Source organism: Rossellomorea sp. GQ25 (assembly GCF_059758515.1).
On sequence record NZ_JCAXEQ010000005.1, the window covers coordinates 168,442 to 188,924 of the forward strand.

Annotated in this window: 22 protein-coding genes and 1 pseudogene; 9 read left to right on the top strand and 14 right to left on the bottom strand. The window is 43.3% G+C overall.

Annotated elements, in window-relative coordinates; all coding sequences use genetic code 11:
- Positions 1–17: 17 nt before the first annotated feature.
- Positions 18–1,874 carry an asparagine synthase (glutamine-hydrolyzing) gene (gene asnB, locus AC6CIB_RS16515; RefSeq protein ID WP_498282484.1) on the bottom strand — a complete coding sequence of 619 codons (1,857 nt, stop codon included), beginning with the start codon at positions 1,872–1,874 and terminating at the stop codon, positions 18–20.
- Between the two features lie 148 nt (positions 1,875–2,022).
- Between asnB and AC6CIB_RS16520 the strand changes: the two genes are divergently transcribed.
- Positions 2,023–2,586 carry a DUF2777 family protein gene (locus AC6CIB_RS16520; RefSeq protein WP_498282486.1) on the top strand — a complete coding sequence of 188 codons (564 nt, stop codon included), beginning with the start codon at positions 2,023–2,025 and terminating at the stop codon, positions 2,584–2,586.
- A gap of 79 nt (positions 2,587–2,665) precedes the next feature.
- On the opposite strand, the gene AC6CIB_RS16525 is transcribed toward AC6CIB_RS16520, so the two are convergent.
- The 3 genes from AC6CIB_RS16525 to AC6CIB_RS16535 all read right to left on the bottom strand — a co-directional run bounded on the left by AC6CIB_RS16525 (position 2,666) and on the right by AC6CIB_RS16535 (position 5,199).
- Positions 2,666–3,037 (bottom strand): YisL family protein, encoded by a 372-nt coding sequence (locus tag AC6CIB_RS16525; RefSeq protein WP_498282488.1) that lies wholly within the window; start codon positions 3,035–3,037, stop codon positions 2,666–2,668.
- A 72-nt stretch (positions 3,038–3,109) separates the two neighbouring features.
- A complete protein-coding gene (locus tag AC6CIB_RS16530) occupies positions 3,110–3,979 on the bottom strand; it encodes a fumarylacetoacetate hydrolase family protein (RefSeq protein ID WP_498282490.1) in 870 nt (289 codons plus the stop codon).
- 32 nt (positions 3,980–4,011) lie between these two features.
- Positions 4,012–5,199 (bottom strand): DUF418 domain-containing protein, encoded by a 1,188-nt coding sequence (locus AC6CIB_RS16535; protein WP_498282492.1) that lies wholly within the window; start codon positions 5,197–5,199, stop codon positions 4,012–4,014.
- Positions 5,200–5,329: 130 nt separating this feature from the next.
- Between AC6CIB_RS16535 and AC6CIB_RS16540 the strand changes: the two genes are divergently transcribed.
- The 6 genes from AC6CIB_RS16540 to AC6CIB_RS16565 all read left to right on the top strand — a co-directional run bounded on the left by AC6CIB_RS16540 (position 5,330) and on the right by AC6CIB_RS16565 (position 7,334).
- Positions 5,330–5,551: a spore germination protein gene (locus AC6CIB_RS16540; RefSeq protein ID WP_498282494.1), complete on the top strand. Its 222-nt coding sequence runs from the start codon at positions 5,330–5,332 to the stop codon at positions 5,549–5,551.
- Between the two features lie 12 nt (positions 5,552–5,563).
- Complete coding sequence (locus AC6CIB_RS16545) at positions 5,564–5,791, top strand: spore germination protein GerPB (RefSeq protein WP_498282496.1); 228 nt, start codon at positions 5,564–5,566, stop codon at positions 5,789–5,791.
- Between the two features lie 32 nt (positions 5,792–5,823).
- Positions 5,824–6,453 (top strand): spore germination protein GerPC, encoded by a 630-nt coding sequence (gerPC, locus tag AC6CIB_RS16550; protein WP_498282498.1) that lies wholly within the window; start codon positions 5,824–5,826, stop codon positions 6,451–6,453.
- On the top strand, positions 6,428–6,607 hold the full coding sequence (locus AC6CIB_RS16555) for a spore germination protein GerPD (RefSeq protein ID WP_149155155.1): 180 nt from the start codon (positions 6,428–6,430) through the stop codon (positions 6,605–6,607). The genes gerPC and AC6CIB_RS16555 overlap by 26 nt, the downstream gene beginning before the upstream one ends.
- Positions 6,608–6,610: 3 nt before the next feature.
- Positions 6,611–7,018, top strand: a complete 408-nt coding sequence (locus AC6CIB_RS16560) for a spore germination protein GerPE (RefSeq protein ID WP_498282500.1) — start codon at positions 6,611–6,613, stop codon at positions 7,016–7,018.
- 97 nt (positions 7,019–7,115) lie between these two features.
- Positions 7,116–7,334 (top strand): spore germination protein, encoded by a 219-nt coding sequence (locus AC6CIB_RS16565; RefSeq protein ID WP_498282502.1) that lies wholly within the window; start codon positions 7,116–7,118, stop codon positions 7,332–7,334.
- 43 nt (positions 7,335–7,377) lie between these two features.
- On the opposite strand, the pseudogene hlpB reads toward AC6CIB_RS16565, so the two are convergent.
- The 3 genes and pseudogenes from hlpB to addB all read right to left on the bottom strand — a co-directional run bounded on the left by hlpB (position 7,378) and on the right by addB (position 15,020).
- Positions 7,378–7,661: pseudogene (hlpB, locus tag AC6CIB_RS16570) on the bottom strand (HNH nuclease-like protein HlpB).
- 113 nt (positions 7,662–7,774) lie between these two features.
- Positions 7,775–11,542 (bottom strand): helicase-exonuclease AddAB subunit AddA, encoded by a 3,768-nt coding sequence (gene addA / locus AC6CIB_RS16575; protein WP_498282504.1) that lies wholly within the window; start codon positions 11,540–11,542, stop codon positions 7,775–7,777.
- Positions 11,535–15,020: a helicase-exonuclease AddAB subunit AddB gene (gene addB / locus AC6CIB_RS16580; RefSeq protein WP_498282506.1), complete on the bottom strand. Its 3,486-nt coding sequence runs from the start codon at positions 15,018–15,020 to the stop codon at positions 11,535–11,537. Before addB ends, addA begins: the two co-directional genes overlap by 8 nt.
- 161 nt (positions 15,021–15,181) lie before the next feature.
- On the opposite strand from addB, the gene AC6CIB_RS16585 reads away from it, so the two are divergent.
- Positions 15,182–15,715 (top strand): MFS transporter, encoded by a 534-nt coding sequence (locus AC6CIB_RS16585; RefSeq protein WP_498282508.1) that lies wholly within the window; start codon positions 15,182–15,184, stop codon positions 15,713–15,715.
- Positions 15,607–16,419 carry an MFS transporter gene (locus tag AC6CIB_RS16590; protein WP_498282875.1) on the top strand — a complete coding sequence of 271 codons (813 nt, stop codon included), beginning with the start codon at positions 15,607–15,609 and terminating at the stop codon, positions 16,417–16,419. The genes AC6CIB_RS16585 and AC6CIB_RS16590 overlap by 109 nt, the downstream gene beginning before the upstream one ends.
- Here AC6CIB_RS16590 and AC6CIB_RS16595 read toward each other — a convergent pair.
- The 7 genes from AC6CIB_RS16595 to AC6CIB_RS16625 all read right to left on the bottom strand — a co-directional run bounded on the left by AC6CIB_RS16595 (position 16,340) and on the right by AC6CIB_RS16625 (position 20,289).
- Positions 16,340–16,726: a VOC family protein gene (locus tag AC6CIB_RS16595; protein WP_498282510.1), complete on the bottom strand. Its 387-nt coding sequence runs from the start codon at positions 16,724–16,726 to the stop codon at positions 16,340–16,342. The genes AC6CIB_RS16590 and AC6CIB_RS16595 overlap by 80 nt on opposite strands.
- 268 nt (positions 16,727–16,994) lie before the next feature.
- Positions 16,995–17,543, bottom strand: coding sequence for a GNAT family N-acetyltransferase (locus tag AC6CIB_RS16600; RefSeq protein ID WP_498282512.1), 549 nt, complete (start codon positions 17,541–17,543; stop codon positions 16,995–16,997).
- Positions 17,544–17,593: 50 nt separating this feature from the next.
- Entirely contained in the window at positions 17,594–18,214 is a 621-nt protein-coding gene (locus AC6CIB_RS16605; RefSeq protein WP_498282877.1) for a class I adenylate-forming enzyme family protein, read from the bottom strand.
- Positions 18,215–18,259: 45 nt separating this feature from the next.
- Positions 18,260–18,421 carry a hypothetical protein gene (locus tag AC6CIB_RS16610; RefSeq protein ID WP_498282514.1) on the bottom strand — a complete coding sequence of 54 codons (162 nt, stop codon included), beginning with the start codon at positions 18,419–18,421 and terminating at the stop codon, positions 18,260–18,262.
- Positions 18,411–18,620: an AMP-binding protein gene (locus AC6CIB_RS16615; RefSeq protein ID WP_498282516.1), complete on the bottom strand. Its 210-nt coding sequence runs from the start codon at positions 18,618–18,620 to the stop codon at positions 18,411–18,413. The genes AC6CIB_RS16610 and AC6CIB_RS16615 overlap by 11 nt, the downstream gene beginning before the upstream one ends.
- Positions 18,547–19,080, bottom strand: coding sequence for an AMP-binding protein (locus AC6CIB_RS16620; protein ID WP_498282518.1), 534 nt, complete (start codon positions 19,078–19,080; stop codon positions 18,547–18,549). Before AC6CIB_RS16620 ends, AC6CIB_RS16615 begins: the two co-directional genes overlap by 74 nt.
- 123 nt (positions 19,081–19,203) lie before the next feature.
- Positions 19,204–20,289, bottom strand: coding sequence for an endonuclease (locus tag AC6CIB_RS16625; RefSeq protein ID WP_498282879.1), 1,086 nt, complete (start codon positions 20,287–20,289; stop codon positions 19,204–19,206).
- Positions 20,290–20,483: the final 194 nt, after the last annotated feature.

Sequence of the window (20,483 nt, forward strand, 5' to 3'; positions counted from 1 at the left end):
CCTTTTTTGTACGACTACTATTCCACAATCTCTACATTATAATCCTTAAACCAAACATGAATCTGTGCCAGGTGGGCAAGTAGCTGTGGGCCGGTCATGAGTTGGCCGTACCACGGCACCTGGAAGGCAGATCCGCCTGTTGCAACGATTTCTTTCAGTTTTTCTTCATCGAATAATTCATAGAGAACACTTGATTTGTCTTCGAGTATTTCATTCAACCACTCACTGACCAGCTTCGTGTACTCAGGGTGATGGGTTTTTGGGTACGGACTTTTCTTACGATAAAGGACTTCGTGAGGCAATACTCCTTCAAGAGCCTTTCGCAGAATTCCTTTTTCTCTTCCCTCGTGCATTTTCATCTCCCATGGAATGTTCCAGACGTACTCTACGAGTCTATGATCAGCAAATGGCACACGGACCTCTAAACTTGCACCCATACTCATCCGATCTTTACGATCTAACAATGTCGTCATGAACCAAATTAAATTCAGGTAGAATAATTGTCTTCTTTTGGTTTCAACTTCACTTTCCCCTTCTAATAATGGGGTTTCTGCTACTGTGCGATCATATTGCTCGAGCACATATTCTTCCAGATTTAATTTCTTGCTCCATTCTTCTTTTAGAAGACCTTGACGCTCAGCCGTGGAGCGCATCCACGGAAATCCTCTGCGGTCGAAATCTTCAGGACGGTGAAACCAAGGGTAACCACCGAATATTTCATCCGCACATTCCCCTGATAATCCAACCGTGAAATCCTGTTTAATTTCCCGACAGAACCATAATAGAGATGAATCAACGTCTGCCATTCCCGGTAAGTCTCTTACATGAACCGCTTCAGTCAGATAGTCCTTCAATTGCTGCTGGCGGATGACACAGCAATGGTGCTCAGTCTCGAATTCCGAAGTCATTTTTTCTATCCATGGTGCATCAGAATTAGGCTGAAAATCGTTCGCTTTAAAGTATTGTTCGTTTTCTTCATAATCAATAGAATAGGTGTGAAGTTTCCCTTTGCCTTCTTTTTTATAGCTGTTCGCTGCCACTGCTGTAATCGCACTTGAATCGAGTCCGCCTGATAAGAACGTACAGAGTGGCACATCGGAAACGAGCTGCCTCTCGATGGCATCAGTCAAAAGGAAGCGCACCTTTGACACTGTTTCAATAAATGAGTCTTTATGCTCCTCACTCTTCACATTCCAGTATCTCCATATTTTTAAGCCATCTCTTGAGAATAGCAAAGCATGAGCAGGACGGAGCTCCTTCACTCCTTTAAATACACCATTACCAGGCGTACGGGATGGCCCCAGTCCCAATACTTCCGCCAATCCCTGATGATCCACCTGGGGCAAAACATCTGGATGGGCCAGTAACGCTTTGAGTTCGGAACCAAAGAGGATTCCTTCTTCCTTTTCAAAATAAAATAAAGGCTTTACGCCCATTCGATCTCTGCCTATAAATACATGTTCCTTTTCACTGTCCCACACAGCAAAGGCAAAAATTCCATTTAAATGATGGACACAATCCTCACGCCACTCTATATAAGACGTTAACAGGACCTCCGTATCAGAATGTCCTCTGAAGGTATAACCCTTAGAAATAAGTACTTTTCTCAAATCTTCTGTATTGTAAAGTTCTCCATTGTAGCAGATGGTGAAAAGGTGCCCGTTATGCTGAATGCTCATGGGCTGCCTTCCACCTGCAGGATCTACTACAATCAATCGCTTATGACCAAACACAACATGTTGATCAATCCATACATTCGTTTCATCTGGCCCTCTTTTAGAAAGGGTTTCTGTCATTTTTCCCACTACTTCTTTTTGATCAGACAAATCTCGTTTATAATGGATCCAACCTGTAATTCCGCACATGGTGATCATCCTCACTTTCTAATCAAACAAACTGGCCTCACGGACACATAAATTATTCTATGTTCCGCTCAGGAAATGGTTAATTGTCTCAATCAATTTTCACATGAATGAAATATGATAATTATGACAAGAAATGTAGTTAAGGAGGGATATTCACTTGAGCAACACATTTCGATCAAACATTTTAAAATCCCAAAAAAGGTCCTATTCCGAAGGCACTGCTCTTTTCGAAGATGATACGTGGTACTTTTTCGAAATTGATGCCGAGGAAGAGTCTGAGCTCGAATTTTACCTCAATCATGAATTGAAAGTATATAGAGATGGAGACTGGCTTGCAGGTGTTTTGTTGGAAGATGGAATTATTGTTACCCCGTATGAACGATTAAGAATCGAGAATGGCGAACGAATTCAAATAAAGAAGAATATATTGTATTCGTTGGAGAATTTATTGGAAGAGATTTCTGATGATGCTTTTCATCAGTTTACAACTGCCTTAAACAATCTGGGTTATTCTATTTATGATAGTATCTTTTGCCATAACCACCTGGTTTTCCTTGGTAATCAAAAGATCAAAGAAGGAGTTAACTTCATCACCTTCGATAACGGTGTAGAAGTATGTGCTGTCCAGCATCACTTCACCTATTACAAAAAGAAGCGGGACCGCTTTGAATTCACTTTAAGTACGGGGAGACGAATTGTGATTGAAAGTTTCAATATTTAATCCATTCATAAACCCAAATAGAAAAAAAGCAAATGCCTGCCGGTATCCGACATACATTTGCTTTTTTTTCTATTATTCTCTATCCAAGGAAATTCAAGCCCAGAGGCAAACGTAATCCCAAATAAAGAACAATGATTAAAGCGATGATCAATTGAATCCAGAACACCTTCGTACTCTTGCCTTTATTCGTGCGAACCAAGACCATCTCGAACATCCCGATGACCCAAATCCCAACCAATCCTTTAATTCCATAAAGGGCAGGATCAATTCCTTGATGCTTCCAGAATAATAGGGCACCCGTTAAAATAATGAGCAGGTAGAATAACCGTAAGATCATATGTACAACTTTCATGCCTTTTTTCTTTCCTGCATTATGTAAGCCAACTGCTACAAAGAAAAGAATAATCGCAATCACCCAAGTTGTAATATGAGCATGTGTATTATCAAACATAATGAACCTCCTACAGGTAGATAGTTTACGTTCATAATATTACCATAGTCTTTACTTCAACAGAAATTTTATCTAGGCCTGTAACTGATTTGTCAAAATTCCCAGAGATTCAATTTCGATTTCCACTCTGTCACCCTTCTTCAGGAAAAGCGGAGGCTTGAAGCCCTTTCCAACTCCAGCAGGTGTCCCGGTAGCAATAATATCACCAGGCTCAAGAGTCATCCCCTTTGATAACGTAGAAATGATGGTGGGAATGTTGAATATCATATCACTTGTGTTCGAAGACTGACGGGTTTCATCATTTACCCTCGTCGTGATTGATAGATTCTGAGGGTCGACGACTTCATCCTTCGTGACAAGATACGGACCGATCGGACATGTTGTATCAAGGCTCTTACCTATAAAAAATTGGCCATGCTTTTTCTGCAGATCCCTGGCGGTTATATCATTGAGTATCGTATATCCATATACGTACTCTAAGGCGTCTTTCGGAGAAATCCCTCTCCCTGTCTTGCCAATTACGACAGCAAGCTCCCCTTCATAATCAAGCTGCTCCGTTATTTCATCATGATGCAGCACCGTTTCTTCATGACCGACTACGGTATTGGTCGCTTTTGTGAAAATCATGATGTCTTTCGGGATATCCTGCTCCCCACCCATTTCAATGGCATGATCACGATAATTTTTTCCTACACACATAATATTCCTCTTCACTTTTGGAAGCGGTGAAAGCCACTTAACCTCATCATGTGAATAAGACGGGATATCTACGGAAACGTCCTGAAGGATGCTTTTTACTTTTTGAAGAAAGCCTTCCCCCCGTTCTATCCCGCCAAGTAAATCCTGAGGTAAGCCGTGCACACCTGCTAACTCTACAATTCTGGCATCTCGTTCCACGCCATACGTCTGTCTATCCCCAACCTGAAAGCTAACAAATTTCATCCCTTACTCATCCCCTTCGTTTGATTGAGAAACTATAACTCTCCCTTTTTAACAACAGTGCTTTTTCCATAGCTTAATACACGCCACAACTTCTCAACAGGACCGTATTTAAACTTGGATAACCAGATTTCTGAAAGGATTACTTGGATAGCATATATGCCAATCGCCAGTAAAGTCCCCGTCATTAACGTCACTTCTCCATACAATCCAAATCCATACGAATAGAAAATCAGGGTGCCGATAATCGATTGCATGAGATAGTTCGTCAAGGACATTTTCCCGACTGAGGCTAAAGGCTTGCTCCCTTTCATGATTTTTTCATTCAACAATAATAATGAAAGGATTATTGCATAAGATACTGATAAGAACGGACCTCCCAAAAAGTCTTGAATATACGCATAAGCAAAATTAGAATGGATGAATAATGGGAGAGATTTAATGAAAATTCCAATCACTAAAGTACTGCTTCCTATCACAATCCATGTCTTCTTATAATCTCTTATCTTTTCCAATAGTTGCAGTTTACTAGCCCCTGCCCCCATCATCATCATTGGTAAGATAGAAAGTAATAAGAATATGAGGTTGCCTGGTGAATTCACAGCATACCAGTCCTGAAAGCGCTGCTCCATAATACTGTTGAAGCTTCCGGATCCATATGCAGCGACAGAATCCTGAAGCGACTGGATATCAGTGAACTGAGTTACACCAGTCGGATCTGCGAATGTCATTAATACGAGCAGAATACTGAAAAATAATTGAGGCAGCAGAAATAATAATCCCCCTAACCACAATAATCCCTTTCCTGACAGCCTCATAAATACGAGCAGCAGCAGCCCGAATACGGCATAATTAATTAAGATATCTCCCGACCAAATAAGGAAAGCATGAATGCAGCCAATCACTAATAAGATAAGAAGCCTTCTGATTCCAAAGAGATAGAAAGACGTTCCTTTAGCAGTTGCCCTTTGCTGCTGAATACCTAACCCGTACCCAAACATCATGGCGAACAGAGGATAGAAGCTTGCTTGAACCAATACATCAATCCATGGATACAAGGCGACATCTTCAGGTGTTTTCCACCAGGAATACGGATCAAGATACAGAAATGGGGAATGAAAGGAAATCATGTTGATGATAAAGATCCCAAGCAATGAAAAACCCCGGATCACATCAAGACTTACAATACGTTCTGAATGCTCAATTGGCGATAACGTGTTCATGTACAGTTCCTCCGAAAAAATATTCTCTGTTCCATTTTAACTCTAAATATGAATTTAGGCGATTATCACCTATTCGTTCCTCTCACATAGAATAACAATAATTAACTTTGTCTTAAAGGTGTGAGTTGATATGCCCGCAATCGTAGGAATTGCTCAAGTCGTAAGCGTCGGTTCAAGTGCGGTCTTCCATATTGGAGATGTATTTAACATTAGTCCAATTTCCACAGCCAAGACTTTCGCAGGGGCTGGTTCGTTCATAACAGGAAAGGGGATTTCAGTCTACAATGAAAGCTCCTTGACCTATACCGTGGACGATGATGGATCGGATCAAGGAATAAACTTTAACCTATGAGTGTGATGCCGAATGACGAATTATTATATTCAACAATCCATACAGATTCAATTTATTAAAATCGGGGGGATGTCCAATTCTTCCATCCTTCAGATTGGAACATGCGGTCAAATCACAACAAATAACTTTCTTTATAATACAGGGGGCTTCACGGAGCCTGCTCCAGAAGCGGAGAAAAACGGTAATGGAGAACCACCTCCCTCTGTAACCCCCCTCGTTCCCCTGCAATCGCCAAGTTAGCCTTAATCGCGACAAAAGAAAGAGGTGACAGTATGAACAATTACTATATGACCCCACAACAACTTTATCAGTATATCGAGATGTTGAACACGAAAATTGTCGCGTTGGAAAAAAAAGTGAATGAGCTGTCACAAGAGGTAATAACTCTAAGGGATGCTCCGAAAATCAATGTTGAAAGAATCGAATACAAATTTGATCAGCTCAAAGTAGAATCTCTTGATGGCACCTTGAATATTGGATTGAATCCAAATAACTTAAAAGAAACCATAGAGGATCTGGCCGTCGAGCAAAATGTGGATGTAAATTCAATAAAGGACATCAAGCCCTATAAAGAAAGGATTACTGCAGAAATTAAAGCGTATATCGATTCAGAATTACCAAGCCTTATTCAGGATAATGAAATGCAATTTCAGCGGTCACTGGATCCATCTTACTACGAAATGATCCAGCAGGATTTATTGAACCAGATGCCACAAAGAATCGATTTCTATTTACAGAACATCCCCTATATTGAATCAAAACACCAAGAAGGAGAATGGGAACGGAAAATCATCAGCAAAATCAAAAAGGATATCGAAACGGCCCTCTTCTCCTTTATGTCACAAATCCCAAATAATATGGAAGGAATGAAGAACAATGAACCTCCAGGTCATCAATCGTGAACTATCGGTTGGAAATATTGATATTGCAGGGGTGGCGAGTTCTTCCCTCGTGCTTGTTGGAGATGCTGATATCATTCAATTGGCATCTGCATTCGATACCCCCCCTGAGTCCCTGATCATCGGCCCATTTGTCCCTCTGTCCCCTGAAGGATAAATCATGATGAAACGATATTCCATCGTAAACAAGCTTGATGGTATCACTCTGGCCTTTAGTTCGGTTTATCAAATTGGCGATTCCCAAAATATTTGCGCTCGCTCAATGGCTTTTGCAGTACAACGTGAAAAAGAATTTTTCCTGACGAGTGAGGGAAGCTTCGATTCAGAAGTTTTCCACAATCCGATCGACCTGCCTACTATCAATCCCGACATCCGAGTAAGCCGCCTCAACCTTTGTCCCATCAAGGTCGAAAACATGAATATCCGAGCGACCTCCTCTTCTTCCATTATTCATGTAGGGAATACCTGCAATGTGTATATGGAAGCAAGGGTGAAAAATATCCGGCAGTTGGAAAATAAAGAAGACGAGACTCCTCAAACATTTGAAACGATCGATGAATCAAATTGATGCGCGGTGTTTTTTTCTGTTCAAGGCTGACCGAAGAACCTTCCCTGCAAGTTCACATAGGCTAACCATATAGACAAATAAAAAGAGGATGTTGATTATGCCCGCTTTAGTAGGTCCTGTCGCTATTCTTAACGTTGGTGGAGGAAATGTTCAGTTTGGAGATACGGCCATTATTTCACCTAAGTCAGCAACCAAGACATTCGGTGGTGCCGGCGGCTTTAATACTGGTCCATTTCAGTTAAGCTATAATGTCTTCAGCGTAAGTACCACGTTTGATTGCAATGTCGTGGATCAACCAATCACCGGAAATAATTAAAAAACAAAAAGCCCTTATGCGGCTTTTTGTTTTTTTGATTTCCTTATCGTCTCTTTTGACGCTCGATACTTTTCCTCGTTTTCACCAATTTAGTGGAGGGCTGCTTTCGGATCCACTTAATGAACTTATGAATCTTTTCATCCCCCCTCAAGTCTTCGATGGTGTTCAATCTTACGCCCAATTCATCCTTCGTATAGAGGGAATGAATTTGCTCATGACACGGAATACAAAGTTGTGCTGCGGGAAGGAATGTTCCCCCACCTCTTTAGGTGTCAGGTGATGAATCGTGGTTTCTACATTCTGACGAGAGCATAATCCACATAGCAATCGTTTTTTTACTCATCTCAAGCACTTCCTATATGTGTTTAGTATAGATATTCCCTATTTTTATCACTTTAAAAAAACCACTTTGAAGGCAAGTGCTTCAAAGTGGTTCTTCTTTATAGTTCCAAGACATGCCCTCCATCGAAAAAGTAAAGATACTTTTCAGACACTGTTTCTTTCCAAATCGATTCCAATGCACGGGTATATAATTCAATTTGCACCCTATAACGCTCTTCAAGTATCGGTCTTGCTTCTGCAAAACCATCCTTATATCGATCATGTATGCCATCCGTTTTGTAATCCAACAACACAATTCCCAATTCATCCCGGAATACACAGTCAATGACCCCTTGAACGAGGATCGTTTCTTCCGGGGCACCCTCACCTGTTTCCGATATTTCACTCAGAGGAACACTCATGCTGAATGGAATTTCCCGTTGGATATTCGCTGCCTGAACCAAACGCTTCCCAAGGTCGCTTTGGAAGAATCCAACGATGTTGTCTAACGAGATTGCCCTTTCCTGTTCTTCCGTCAGGATTTCTTTATGCACTAACGTCGATAACAACTCTTTTACATCTTCTTCTGCAGGTACACCATCCGCAAACGAAATATGCTGCATGACTGTATGCATGGCTGTTCCTCTTTCAGCAGGTGACAGTTCTTTGGACTGCATGAATTGTGGCCGGTTATACACTGGCTTTTGATGGCGACGAAGAATATCGATACTTGATGCTTCATCCCTTAGTTCCACCATTCGCTTCAGCTCAGAAACCGATTGCTTCGAGCGAAGGTTTGTAGCACTTAGATGTGGATATTGCCATGATAAGCGGTGTAATACCTCTTCTTTATGAGAGGAATGTATCTCCACCTCTTCCCCCCTTTTCACCTTCTCCTTCCAATTACCCTCTTCACTCAATTCCTCTTCCTCTTCTGCAACAAGTTCCGACTTATGAATCGTCGTGATATTCCAACAAGAAGGATGCTTTAGAATCTCGTCATTGATCGCACTTCCCTCCAGAGCCACTTCTCCCCCAAGCTCTCCACAATGGGGGTGTCGCATGAGGGACGGACCTATCCAATCAAGATAGGAACTGGCCCCGGCCCGGTCATAGTCAGATAACAACCATTCTGTCTGACCTAAAGCCCCCCGCCATTTCTTAAGTGACTTCTCTAAGCTTTTGACGGTTCCCACTAAAAATAGCTTCTCTTTTGCACGGGTTAACGCCACATAGAGCACCCGCATTTCCTCTGAGATGGCCTCCATGCGCTTCTTCCGCTTAAATGCCAGCTGGGGAAGGGATGGATAACTGATTCGCTTCCCTGGGTCTGTATACTTTGTAGCCAAACCCAGATCTTTATCTAATAAATAGGAGGCGTTCAAGTCCATGAGATTGAATTGCTTCGTCGTGCCAGCGACAAAGACAACCGGGAACTCAAGACCTTTACTGGAGTGAATCGTCATTAAGCGGACCACATCCTCCTGTTCACTGAGTGCTCTTGCTACCCCGAGGTCATCGCCTCTTTCCCTCATCCGATCAATGAATCGCAGGAAGCGGAATAACCCTCTGAAGGATGTTGATTCATATTGGCGGGCACGGTCGTATAGTGCCCGAAGATTTGCCTGACGCTGTTTCCCGCCGGCCATTCCTCCAACATAATCATAGAATCGGGTGTCCCGGTACAATTGCCAAATCAACTCTGCAACCGATCCTTGTCTAGCCTTTGTCCGCCAGTTTTGCAGGTGATACAGAAACACTTTGACCTTTTCAAATGTTTCTTCTTCACGTGCGTTACTTGGTTTTTCACTTGCAAATTTCTTCAAGGCTTCGTAATACGTTCCCGCTCTCGAATGAATCCGAATGCTTGCAAGACCTTGCTCGTCCAGTCCAACAATCGGTGAACGAAGAACCGATGCCAGGGGGATATCCTGATACGGGTTGTCAATCACTTTCAGCAGTGAAAGCATAATCGCGATCTCGGTTGCTTCAAAATAACCAGTGGATAGATTTGCATAAATCGGAATTCCTTGCCGTTTGAATTCTTCCATAATTTCTGCCGCCCAAGGCATGGAACGAAGCAGAATCACAATATCCTTGTACTGAATCGGACGCTCTGTTTTCGTTTTGGCATCATAGATCGGTGTTCGCTCTTCAATCATTGCCTTCACTTTATTTGCCATGTAGCGGGCTTCAAGCACGGATTTCTCAATATCACCCTCGTCAAAAATGGACAATTCCTCTTCATCACCACCCGATGAAGTTTCCTCTGATTCCTGATTAATAATCGCTACTTCGATCGGATACTCTTTCTCTTCAGGATAAGGAGCACCCTTCACCAGTTCTGCTTCCCGGTTATATTCCATCTCACCAACCGAGGACCCCATAATTTGCTTAAATAAAAAGTTGGTTCCCTCTAATACCTCTTTCCGGCTTCTGAAGTTTTGAGATAGATCGATCTTCAATCCCGATTCTCCGCTTACAGGAAGAAAGCGGGTATACTTTCCTAAAAATAAATTCGGTTCTGCCAATCGGAAGCGATAGATGGACTGCTTTACATCTCCTACCATAAAACGGTTCCCTACTTCTTCTCGTTCTTCAGTAATAAGAAGAAGAATCGACTCCTGAACCATATTCGTATCCTGATATTCATCGACCAGTACTTCTTTGAATTTATTTTTATACTGCTTTGCAGCTTCTGAAGGGAGTAAAGCATCTGATGCAGGGTCTCTTAAAATATCGAGACAAAAATGCTCTAAATCGGCAAAGTCAACAAGTCCCTTTTCTTCTTTCACTTGTCGGAAACGTTTGCCGAATTCCACCACCACTTCTGCCAGGGTGTGAATCACGTCTCTCATCTTCTTCATATCCTCAAGGAATGACTCCGGTCTTCTTGAGAAAAAATCTTCCTGAAGTTTTTCTAACGTTTTCTTCCCTTGATCCCGAAGCTTTTTCGCTTCATCTACTATATCCTTGTTATAGTCATCCCCTCGACAAGCTTTTAACTTTGTAAAGGGTAAGGTTTGAATTCTTTCATATAAAGCATTCCATGAAATGTGCTGGCTTTCTTCAAGGCTCTCGACAATCTCTATATCGCTTAGAAAGTTTTCAGCTCTCGGAGCCGGACCTCCAGGAACCCGTGTCAAATCCAATGCACGCTGAAACAAGCTTTTCGCCCCATAAAGCTGTAAGCGAATATCGGTCAGGAGCGGCTGAATAAAGGAAAGCTGATCGATCTCTACACCTTCTTGGATGTCATACATCTCTTCCAGCCCTCTCAGCCATTCGTCCGGGTTCGGATGGGAACGTGAAAAGTCATACAGCTTACGGATCATATCCTGAAGGGCCCCGTCACTTCTATCATTGGTAAATGTATCTACCAGTGTAAAGAAATCATGATTGCCTTCTTTTCCGTATTCCTCTTCAAACAGCTCATCAAGCACTTCATCCCTGATCAGATCCCCTTCTGTTTCATCGGCAATCCGAAAACCCGGGTCAATGTCGATGAGATAATAATATTTACGAATCACTTCAAGGCAAAACGAGTGAAGAGTCGAAATGGAAGCACGGTTCAGTAAGCTCAGCTGCTTTCTTAAATGATGGGAATGGGGATCCTCATCAATCGCCTTTTCCAATGCCTGCCCAATCCGATGTCTCATCTCAGCGGCCGATGCATTGGTAAAGGTTACAACCAATAGTTCGTCCACATCCATTCTGTCTTCTTCAGATAGGATTTTCTGAATGATCCTCTCTACAAGAACTGCGGTCTTCCCTGATCCTGCAGCAGCTGCTACGAGAATGTCCTGACCTTTTGCCCAAATCGCCTTCCACTGATCATCTGTCCATGTAACATGATCAGGCTTTGCTGGAATCGTACCATTACTCATTGGACTCTACCTCCTCTCTCACTTTCCTTAATAGATCTTCCGGTTTTGCCGTCGGGAGCACTCTGTACTCGTTTTCTTCAAGGGATTGGTCGAATTGACAAACAGAACGGAACGAACAGAACTGACATGGTGTACGGTCCTTCAGCTTGTAAGGAGTAATATGGGTCTCACCTGAAACGATTCGGTTTCCTGACGCTTCATATAGCTTTCTCACATGCTGACGCATAAAGTGAAAGTCTTCCTGTGAAGCAGCTTTTGACCGGGAGGATAATAATCCATCCTTCTTGATCCCGGCCGAGATGATATCTGAGCTCCCCGTATCCAATGTTTGATCCATTAACCGAACGATGTCCGAGTCTCCCAGAACGAGTCCCTTCATTTTAAAGCTCTTAAAGATTTCCTTTTCAATCTGATCCATCGTCAAGATTTTCTTACTATTGATCATAGGATTATGAACGTGGAAATAGAGTACGCCTGCAGGCTTCGCTTCCTTCCCGACAAATTGCTTAGAGTTCGTTAACACAATATCTAAATACGTCAGCATCTGAAGAGCCAATCCGTAGTACACTTCCGTCATATCCAAATCTCTCGCGCTCGATTTGTAATCAACGATTCTTAGGTATACTCCACTTGCATCTTCCGCTTTGTCAACCCGGTCGATCCTTCCCTGAAGCTCCATTTTCGTTCCATTCCTCAGCTGGAACTGAAACGGAGGCAGGGTCGCATGCGGTCCAAATCCAAGCTCCACCCCGACAGGCACAAATCCACTCGCCTTGGCATGCTCACTGAGAATCAGACTCGTCCGGCTTATGATTTGCTCCAGCTTCTGAGCGATATAATAATGGCGGTTTGAACTTAATAGAATCTGGTGCTGAAGCTTCGGGGCGAGCATCATGACGGCTTCTTTAGCGAGCTTGAGACACTGGGCTTTTGATAATGATGCCCAGGTCAGGCCATGACGTTCCACTTCTTCCGATATCCATTTAAGAGCGGAATGGAACATTTCCCCGATATCCGGTGCCTCCAGTTTAAAGAAATCCCGCTCTCTAAGTTTCAACCCATGACTGGCAAAATGAGAAAACGGACAACTATGGAACAGCTCCATTCGGGATACGCTGGCTAAAATATGATCACCATACAGATCCCTGCTCGTATCCTCTGAAAGCTGATTCGCCCGATTCTGGTAGAAGAGACTGGATAAAATATGCTGTGAATGCCATTTCCAATCGTTTGACGTTGCATAGAAGTTATACACATCCCACCAGAAGTCACAGATCGGATATTCGCGCTTCTTTAACTGTAATTGCGACGTTAAATGAGAAATTGTTACATTAGGGTGGCAAACATAGTGTAGCTGCTCTTCTTCAGAAAGCTCGGATGGTTCATTAATAAGAAGTTTCGTATTTGCATCCGGGAACATTTCATTCAGCCTTTTTATGAAAGAGGATGGTAATAACGCTTTTCCTTCTTCATTGGCAATCGGATAGCTGATGAATAAACGCTCACTCGGGGTCGTAAAGGCTTTATACGCCACAAACTCCTCGTCCAACAGCTTCGTCCTGTTACTGGGAGCTATCTTGAAGCCCCAATTGATCAACGATTCACGGTCTTCATCAGACAGGACTCCGTCTTCATTCATTTTCGCCGGAAGAACCCCATCATTCACTCCGATGATAAAGGCTGCTTTAATGTCACCAAGCCTTGATTTCTCCAGATCAGCTATAATGACCTGATCAATGGCAGGGGGAACTAACGAGAACTGCATCGTTTCCATACCTGCATCCAGGATCGACGAGAATTTCTTCATTGTCGCTTCCTCATCACCAAGCATTTCTACATATTGATCAAGTAAGTCCATTACGGCTGACCACGCTTGATCATGCTCTCTTGCCGCAATCAAGTCGCCTTTTTCTTCTGCTTCAATACGCATGCGTTCAAGCTTAGCCGGAATATCCAACTCTTCCAGATACAGATAGAGAGTTTCACAGAATTCCCGTCCCGTGGATTGCTTTTTCAATCGTTTTCCGAGACGGATGATCGGCGCAGAAATAAATAAACGAAGCTCATTGATCTCATGCTCGAGTTCCTTTTCACGGTCGGTTTGTGGTGCGTCCACATGCTCAAGACCACGGAAGCGACGGTATTTCCAGCGATCTTTCTTCGTCCAGCGATCGCCTTTGATTCCGTAAGCCAACACATAGTTCTCCAAACGGTCCATTTTTTCCCGCAAATCGGTTGGATTTTTTTGATAAGGAAACAACAGGTCTGTTTTCACCGCCCGGAAGACAGGCTCATATCTCCAGTTCGTGTTCATAATTTCCAGAGTGGAACGGATCAACTCAATTAATGGGTGATTTAACATTGTCCGCTTCTGATCAAGGAAAAATGGAATACTATAATCTTGAAAAATCGTTTCGACCTTATCACGGTAATCCTGGCTGTTTCGAACCAGTACCGCTATATCCTTGTAGCGATATCCCTTTTCCCGGGCAAGCTTCCGTATTTCCCTTGCTATCCCTTCGACCTCTGCCCGACGATTAGAGGCTTCCAGAAACTCAATAGAGCCTTTTGCTTCTTCGTATGGAACAGTTGGCCGGTCCTCAAAATGACGTTCGAGATGTAGCATCGTGTCATTATGATAGCGAATCGGCTTCACTAACACATCTTCTTCTATGGACTTCCCCGCTCCATAGCATATATCCTGAAGAGTATGGTACGTTTCGTTCGTCATCCGATATAAGCTTAACTCGTTCATCGCTCCCATTTGCTGCTCCGGATCGGTTGTCAGGGCAACCGTCACTGTCTTACTGTGCTGAATGAGCTGTTCAATTATCAGATATTCCTGGGGCGTGAAGCTATGGAAGCCGTCTATGTAAATCTCTGCATCTCTAAGAAGCTCAGAGTTTTTCACATTATCAGCCAACAGCTGAAAATAATCTTCTGAATCAATGTATTTTCCGAGGAGCTTCTCCTCGAATTTCTCATAAATCAGTTCAAGATCATGAAGCTTATCCTTCAACACCTTCGAATCCCGCTTGTCTTCTCCATCAAGTTGTTGGAGATCCTGAGGCGAAATACAATAGCGCTTGAATTCAGTCAACATGGATTCTACATGATGAATGAAACCCGGCTTATCCGCGGCCTTCGAGAAAACATGGAGACGGTCTTTGTTTTCGTCGATAATCTTCCGAATCATCATATTTAAGCCGACATCTGATAAATGGTAGCGGCTCATTCCGCCCGTTTCCTGCAGAATCTTCCACGCGAGCCGGGTGAAACTGAACACTTGTCCACGAATCATCCCGTTTAATCCAGGTGTGTTGACAAGCTCGTATTCCGATATAAATGACATCTGATCCGGTACGATATAGATGATGGGATCCCCATTCGGCGCTTCCAATAAGCTCTGTTTCATCTCATCTAATATGCGATGGGTTTTCCCCGTACCAGAGCGCCCGAGAATAAAACGTACAGCCATCCTCTCACTCCCTTTCTAATACTAATCTATTGTAACCATGAGGCAGGTTGAATTTTTGTATAGGTTCATTATAGTACACAGGAACAAATCTTTCCCGTCTCAATCTTTATTGAAAATATTTGGAACACCTGCATACAGTAAAAAGAGGTAGGTGATTGCTGATGAATCAATATTTTAACAGAGTCGCTTCTGTTCTTGTTGTGATGGCGATTATGGTAGCCTGTAATATTTACACGTTTATTCCCATTTACGGGAATATCGCTTCCTCCCTCTCCATAGCACAAAGTGAAGTCGTTATTGCAGGAAGCTCATTTATCTTTTTCTACGCCTGTGGACTTCTAACCTTTGCCAATAGCGCAGATCGTTTTGGAAAAAAAGAGATTCTCGTTTGGGGAATGCTTGCCTCTGCTGTTTCAACAGGTTTGGTGGGGCTTGCAGGTGATTTCTGGAGTTTATTTTTCATACGGGGAATTCAAGGCTTTTGTTTGGGGAGTTTTGCCCCCGTCGCCTTTGCTTATACGTATGATTTGTTTTCTTTTCTGGAAGAAAGAGAACGCTGCTTCTCGCTTTTATCAATTCCGGTTTTCTGTTCTCCGGCATCCTCGGTCAATTACTCAGTGAAGGAATCACCCGCTACAGCAACTGGACGATTGTATTCTTCTTTTTCGCAATGGTGTACGTCTCCTTATTTTTAATAGGAAAACAAACGCTACCCGCTACATCCACTCGATCCGTTTCTGTCACATACCAGATCGTCACGATTTATAAACTCCTTTTGAGAAAGGAACTCCTTTACTGCTACGGCATCGTGTTCACCCTTCTCGCCTCCTTTGTTGCTTATTATGACAGCTTAACACGGTACTTATTGGGTGATTCCAATCTACTTTTTCTACTCCGGGCAGTCGGATTGATTGGTGTCAGCTTATCACTCTTTACCGGTCGCCTTCTTGAAGCAATCGGAGTCTATAAAACTCTTTTTATTGGGGTAACAATCTCTATTGCGAGTGTATTGATTGCTTTTCTTTATGTACACATGAGTGAACCCTTCATCATCGTTCTTTCTTCAGTCCTGTTTGTTTCTGCGATCTCATTGTTGATCCCGACCGTCATTACCCTAATCGGAGATATGAGTGGAGATGACCGCAGCCAGGCACTCAGCCTGTACTCCTTTATTTTATTAGGTGGAACAAGCATAGCACCCCTAGTCATCATGCAGCTTACTTACGTACAATCGTTGTTTCTGTTACTGGGATGCTTTTTGTTTCATGCCTGGATGGGAGGCTTGTTGTATGTTGAGCGGAGGAGATGGAAGCTGGGGATTAGCGCCAGACCTCCATTCTTTCCTGCAGATTCGAGGTGTGTAGCTGGAATTGGACATTGTCCGGGGCAAGGAAATTGACACTCCACCCTTTCCCTCTTTTTAAAGGTCCCCTTACAATATGCACTTCCTTTTCCTTCAATCGTTGAACTGCTTCAAGAAATCCTTTTTCATCGATTGAAAATGCGATGTGATGGATCCCATATCCCCTGGACGTCTCGAGGCTGTCTTTTTCCTGGAGACAGATCCATATGGGACCCCATTCCAGATAAGCATCCCTCCGCCCCTTATGTATTAGCTTTGCCCCAAGAATGTTGATATAAAAGAGGAGGGCGTCTTCCAAACTAGCCGTGTCAATCGTCAGGTGATTAAAGCCTGAGTTGTTCATGTACATTCCTCCTGCCGTTTTTCGTTGTTTGCTCAGAAAAATCCAGTCAACCTGATAGTTTTTCCTCATCACACAAACCCCAAGACTACATGGTATTGGCTTTATGCGTCATTTTCGAAGTTTATGCGTCGTTTTGAACGGTTATTGCGTCATTTTTTCGTTTTTTGCGTCGTTTTCCTTTGTTTATGCGTCGTTTCACAAATAAAGGAAATTGATTGAACGCTCGTTCTCCCTCTACATCTAACACGTCAAAAAAAGAAGGACATCATTATCCTTCTTTCACAATACCTTTCCATTCATCTGCTAATATCCCATATAAAACCATGTCATATCGATCTCCGTCCCTTTGTAAAAATTGACGGTAGCTTCCTTCTTTCGTAAATCCGAGTGATTCATACAAACGGATCGCCCTCTCATTATACGAAAATACCGTTAGTTGGAGTCGGTATAAATTCAACTCATGGAAAGCGTACGCCAGCAAACACTTCATGGCTTCCTTGCCATATCCATTGCCCCAGGACTGTTCGTCACCAATTGAGATGGAGACCCATCCGACACGATGCGTCCATAGGATCCCGTCCAATTCAACAAAGCCTATGATTCTTCCATCGTCTTTTAAACGAATAGCAAAACGATAGGCGTTGTCTCCCGGATCCCCCATCCATTTTTTAATATCTTCCTGTGCTTTCGGCTTGTGGGGGAGAGCATCCAGTAATCTCTGAACTTCTTCATTTTGACTCCATTCCCTTATGGCCGTAACATCTTCTTCCTGAAAACCGGAAAGATAAATTCTTTTACCCGTTAATAACCGTTTCATGTCTTTTTCACCTCGACGTATGTATTTCGAGGCGTTTCTCTCCGATTCCTTTATTGCCCTTGAAAAAGTTTCGTGAGTGCCTTTTTATTCACTTTTCCCACATCGGTTTTCGAAAGGTCTTCGATGAAATGATAGTCCTTAGGGATCTTAAGCTTACCAAACTTCTGTAAGCAATACGTTCTCACCTCCTCCGCCGACATGCTTGCGCCGTTTCGAATCGAGAGGAAGGCCGTGACCACCTCTCCCCACTTTTCATGAGGCAGTCCCATGACCGCACACTCAAGTATGGCTGGATGCTCCCATAACCAATGCTCGATCTCTTGAGGATAAATGTTTTCTCCCCCGGAAATGATCATGTCTTTTTTTCGCCCAACAATATAGTAATCTTCATCCTCATCATACTTCGCCAGGTCCCCGGTATGTAACCACCCGTTTTTGAGAACTTCTTCCGTCTCCTTTGGATTCTTCCAGTACTCCTTAAATAAATGGTCTCCTCCTAATAACAACTCTCCCACTTCTCCCTGACCGACAGGATTTCCGGTTTCATCAATCACCTTTACCCGATTCAACATCATCGCTTTACCCACCGAACCCTTTTTCATCCGGGAAGGATCGATATAAAAATTATTAGGTCCCGCTTCGGTTAAACCATAGCCTTCTTTAAACGGAATCTTCTTTTCCTTAAAGAAATCATATACTTTTCCGGGGCACGGGGCTCATCCTGAAAGAAACACTTTCATTTTCGGAAATGGAGTATGTTTAAAATCCTCATTTTCCATAAGCAAGTGATACATTGTCGGGACAAGGAGAACGATGCTGCATCCGTATTCGTTCAGGACATGTATCGCTTGATCGGGGTCAAACCTTTCAGCAATCACGACTTCCCCCCACCATCAAAAGAGGGATCGACAAGGCATTTAGCCCTCCCGTGTGAAAGGTAGGCAAATACGTCAACGTGGAGTCCTCCTCTGTCAAGTTCCAGCTCATCACAGTGTTCAGGGCATTAGCAGTGATCGATTGATGAGAAAGAACCACTCCTTTGGGACATCCCGTCGTTCCACCCGTATAGATTATCACCCAAGGGTCCGAGGCTGACAGAGCAGCAGATTGAGGTTATACCCTGTTTTTGAGAGTAAACAAAGGCTGTGACTTTATCAATACAGTCTCGTTCGGCTGTGTTTGGAAGGTCCGAAACAAGAGATTGAAAGTCTTTATTATATAAAATGAGGCCGGGTGTACAATTCGCTATGATCGACCCAATTTCAGAAGCGGATAATCGCCAATTAAGAGGTACAAATATAGCCCCGATTTTTCCGCAGGCAAACAAGAGCTCGAAGCAGACCGTATGATTCGTGGAAATGAATGCCACCCGGTCCCCTTTTGTTATTCCTGAGTCCTGCATATATTGAGCCCACTTAGACGCCCACTCATCTAAAGTGCGGTAGTCGATCGTTTCATTGGTAGGAGCATTGATTAATGCAACGTGTTCAGGAGCGATCATTGATCGCTTCTGCAACCAATCTGTGACTCTTTCCATATTCATCTCCTCCTTTGGATGGTTGCTTTTATGATAGATGGTGGAGGTTACAAATGAGTTACAGTAGAGTAACCAACCTTCCACATAAAAAAAGAGCCTGGAAGATTCCAGGCCCCGTGCTGCTTACCAGATCATTTCCGCCCACTCAGGGTGGTCAATGAATGGATTTCGGTTTCCTTGATATTGTTCAAAAATGATATCGTTGCGTCTGATTTCCCTTCCATCGACAGGGTCCTGTTCATTCCATTGAAGGAGAACGGACATTTTCCCGTGATAAGGGGCACTTCCATTGTTGACGTTGTTATTGATCTCTAAATCCAGTTCCCCGCTGTCCCCTTCATAGCGGACCGCCATGTAGAAAATCATACGGGCGACGTCACCTTTCACTTCATCTCGGGGCTCCCAGGAGTCCCCATCATAATAGTTGCCAGGTGCTTCACCATGGTGAGTCCCACCATTATCGAAGTCAAGATTACTTCTTGTAGAATTGACCGTTACATCTGTCGGTCTCAAGTGATGAAGGTCCGTCCCTGGCCCTTGCGCTGTTCCGAAGTCACCGTGGGATTTCGCCCACACGTGCTCACGGTTCCAGTCGTCTACTCCACCGCCGTTTGTCGTTTTCGATTGGGAGCGGCCTGAGTACAGGAGTATCACATTATTGGGGTTGTTCGGATCTTCATCCGTGTTACGTAATGCTCCCCATACATCGCTGTAGGAAAGAGTTTGATGATCATCAATGATGTTATGTAGTGCTGTTTTTAAAGATGATCCCGTTTTTCCTTCAGCGGTGTTGTAGTATTCTTCATAGCCTGGCGGATCGGTTGGAGGATCAGTCGGATCAGTGCCGCCATCTTCCACGGATTCAAATGCTGACGACGACTTCACTCCCGAATGAGAGAAATATGCCGTTAAACTGCCCGTCACTTTGATTTTTTCACCCATTAGGCCTGGGTTACTTTGCAATCCAAAGTTTGAACGGTAAGAAGATGGAATTTGAACATAGACCATCTTATCCGTATTGGATTCAGACGGGGAATCCGCTAAGGCAAGTGCATAATCGTTTGGAAAGTTACTCGAGACAACGGATGACGTAGAGGTTGGCTGCCCGACCACATACCCTTCCACTGACTGAGTGGAACCATTCTGATTGGATAATGCCTGATCAACAGTAAATGGCGAACTCCACGTCCCATTTCCCGCTGCACTCATTTGACTTGGAGATACTTGACCACACGCAATCATAAAAATAATTAAAATAGAAAAAATGCTGATGAACTTTTTGTTTACAACCTTCAAATCGCTTCGCCCCCTCTTAATATGACTATACATTTAGCGTACATCACATATTATCAAAATAGGGTAAATTTTGTGTAAATGCGTGAAAATGAGTCTAATTTCATAGG